This window comes from Micromonospora sp. NPDC051296 (genome assembly GCF_040682255.1).
GTDB classification, from domain to species: domain Bacteria; phylum Actinomycetota; class Actinomycetes; order Mycobacteriales; family Micromonosporaceae; genus Micromonospora; species Micromonospora craterilacus.
This window is the reverse complement of the sequence record NZ_JBFBAO010000551.1, coordinates 1-3,105: the sequence shown is the minus strand read 5'-3', so window position 1 is coordinate 3,105 and position 3,105 is coordinate 1. Positions and strand designations below refer to the sequence as shown.

3 protein-coding genes are annotated in these 3,105 nt (G+C 73.0%); all 3 read right to left on the bottom strand.

The features are described from left to right. Positions 1-250: 250 nt before the first annotated feature. On the bottom strand, positions 251-1,567 hold the full coding sequence (locus AB0M52_RS32695; protein WP_363961662.1) for a hemolysin family protein: 1,317 nt from the start codon (positions 1,565-1,567) through the stop codon (positions 251-253). 154 nt (positions 1,568-1,721) lie between these two features. Continuing rightward, on the bottom strand, positions 1,722-2,357 hold the full coding sequence (locus tag AB0M52_RS32690) for a hypothetical protein (protein ID WP_363961660.1): 636 nt from the start codon (positions 2,355-2,357) through the stop codon (positions 1,722-1,724). A 57-nt stretch (positions 2,358-2,414) separates the two neighbouring features. After that, on the bottom strand, positions 2,415-2,894 hold the full coding sequence (locus AB0M52_RS32685; RefSeq protein ID WP_363961664.1) for a GNAT family N-acetyltransferase: 480 nt from the start codon (positions 2,892-2,894) through the stop codon (positions 2,415-2,417). Between the last annotated feature and the right edge of the window lie 211 nt (positions 2,895-3,105).

The following is a 3,105-nucleotide window of genomic DNA, read 5'->3' as shown; positions in this document are numbered from 1 at the left end:
GGAAGTCCACCGCCATGATCCGAATCTCTTTCGGGGTGAACCGCTGGGTAAGCGCACCGGCCACGTACCGCAGCAGGCTGGTAGACCAGCATGCTGCCCGGCCTGCTACAGACCGAAGCGCTGCAGCTCCCACGGGAGCTGCCCTTCATGAGGAGTCGCCTCGGGCTCGGGCCCACCTGCCGGTGACACCCGGCCTGGGTCAGCCGCGCGTGCGGTCCAGGACGGTCCCCGCGTCGACCGCCGCCGCCGGCTACGGGTCGTCGTGCCGCACCTCGTGCGCCGCGTCCTCGGTGGGTGCGGCGGCGGGGCGGCGCAGCCGGAGGCCGGTGATGGCCCGGTCGTCGACGTGGGTGACCTCCAGCCGCCAGCCGTCCACGGCGATGTGCTCGCCGGGCGTGGGAATCCGGCCGAGGCCGGCCAACACCAGGCCGGCGACGGTGGTGTAGTCGCCGTCCGGGCGCCCCGGCAGTTCCACGTCGATGTCCGGCAGGTCGTGCACCGGGAAGGTGCCGGGCAGCAGCAGCGCCCCGTCCGGCTCGGTACGCACCTCACGTACGTCCCGGTCGGTCTCGTCGTAGATCTCCCCGACGATCTCCTCCAGGATGTCCTCCAGGGTGACGATGCCGTCGACGGCGCCGCGCTCGTCCACCACCAGGGCCATGTGCTGACGTTCGGCTTTGAACTGGCGCAGCGCGTCGACCACCGGCACCGAGTCTGGCAGCAGCATCGGCGGGCGGGCGTACTCGTCGACCGGCCGGTCGTCCCGCACGCCGACCAGGTCCCGCAGGTGGATCACGCCGACCGCCTCGTCTAGCCCACCGTGGCGGACGACCGGCGCGCGGGAGTGTCCCGAGGCGGCCAGCACGAGCCTGGCGGCCTCGGCGGTGGTGCCGCTGTCCAGGCAGAACACCCGCAGCCGGGGCACCAGCACCGCCCGCAACTTCCGGTCGGCGATCTCCACCGCGCCGGCGATGATGGTCTGCTGCTCCACGGTGAAGCCGTTGTGGCCGGCGACGATGTCACGCAGCTCGTCCGGGCTGATCTCGTCCCGCTCCGGTTTCGGGTTCAGGCCGAACAGCCGCACCACCAGGTCACTGGTGGCGCCCAGCGTCCAGACCGCCGGCCGGGTGAGCGCGGCGAGCAGGTCCAGCGGGCGGGCGACGAGCAGCGCCCACCGCTCCGGCACCTGCATCGCGATCCGCTTCGGGGCCAACTCGCCGAAGACCAGGGTGACGAAGGTGAGCGCCAGGGTGACCAGCACGACGGCCACCGGTTCGGCGGCCCGACCGAACACGTCCAGCAGCGGCACCAGCGGCCGGGCCAGGGACACCGCGGCGGCCGCCGAGGCGAGGAAGCCGGCCAGGGTGATGCCGATCTGGATGGTGGCCAGGAACCGGTTGGGGTCCCGGGCCAGCCGGGCCAGCACCTGCCCGGCCCGGCCGGTGCGCTCAAGCCGCTGGATCTGGCTGTCCCGCAGCGACACCAACGCCAGTTCGCTGCCGGCGAAGATGGCGTTGACGACGATCAGGACTCCGACCAGGGCAAGCTGACCCCAGTAGCTGTGCACGCCCGGCTCCCTCGCTGGACCACGCCCGGTGGCGCCGCCGGCGGAGGCCCCGCCGACGTAGCGGTGCCTATGCCCACTCGCCCCGGCCCCGAATCATCGCCCGAGGCCGTCGCGGGTGGGTGGCTGGCACCAGCCGCGCGGCGGGCGCGGGCGGTCAGGCGCGCGGAGCCGTCGGGGTGGGCAGGTCCAGCACGTACGACTCCCCCTCGCGGCGGAACCCGAGTCGGTGGTAGTAGGGGGCGATCATGCCCGGCGGGCTGACCACCCGCCGGAACCCGCGGTCGGTGAACAGGCTGCTGCGCCGGTAGACGAACTCGCCGGGGGTGAAGTCACGAAACGGCGGGGTGACGTAGTCGAGATCGACGTGGGCCACCCCGTCACCGGTGTCCCGGGCCAGGACCACGCCGACGACCTCGTCGGCACGTACCACGACGAAGGCCGAGCGGCCGGCCGCCCGCGCGGGGTGGAAGCCGGGGTTGAACTTGGCGATGTCGGCGGCGTGCACCCGCAGCGTGTGGGCCAGGAACGCGTCGTCGGCGCCCACCTCGACCACCTGGTAGGTCTGCTCGTCGTGGCGGGTGGCGAGCAGCCGGCGCAGGTACCAGATGTTGATCACGGCCAGGACGACGTTCAGCCCCACCATGGGCCAGACCTCGATGGCGGTGTTGTAGCCGATCAGAATGAGACAGCCGACCAGGTTCAGGGCGCGCAGCCGCAGGATCCGCGTCTGCAGCAGCGACCAGACCAGCAGCGCCGAGCCGGCCCAGCCGACGAGTTCCAGCCAATTCACCCGGCGAGAGTAGTCGCCGCCCTGGTCAGGGAGCCAACCGGGCACCCGTCGGCTGGGTCACCCCGCAAGTTCCAGGAGGTACTCGTCGACCTCGTGGCCGCGGGCCGGGGCGTACGCCCGGTCGGTGCCGGACACGACGAACCCGCACCGGCGCAGCACGGCCAGCGAGGCGAGGTTGTCGACCGCCGCCCGCGCGTACAGCGGCCGGCGGGTGATCTCGCGCAGCAGCGCGCCGAGCGCGCGGGTGGCGTACCCGCGGCCCCACCGCGGCCGGTCGATCCAGTAGCTGACCTCGGTGCGGCCGTCGGCGGGGAACGCGAGCACGTGCCCGATCACCTCGCCGTCGACGGTCACCGTGCGGGCCACGATCTCCGGGTCGGTCAGGATGCGCACCCAGTGCGCGGCGAACGCCCGCCGGTCGGTCGGGTCCGGCGGGCCGAAGGCCGCCATCCGGTTGGCCTCGGGGTCAAGTTGGTGGGCGTAGAACTCCGGCAGGTCGTCCTCACCGACCGGACGCAGCCGCAGGTCGTCGATCACCGCCTCGACGATACGCACCCGGGTCGGGACCTGCGGCCCGCCGGGGGTCGGCCTTCGGCCCTGCCGCGTCCACCGTCGGCGCTGTTACCAACGAAGTCGGGGGCCGTTTCCGACTCCCGATCGGAGGAACCTGAGATGACCGCGATCCTCAACGCCACCGGTCCGGTGCCGCTCGTACCGCCCCGACCGGCCCCGCCTCCGCAGCCGGCAC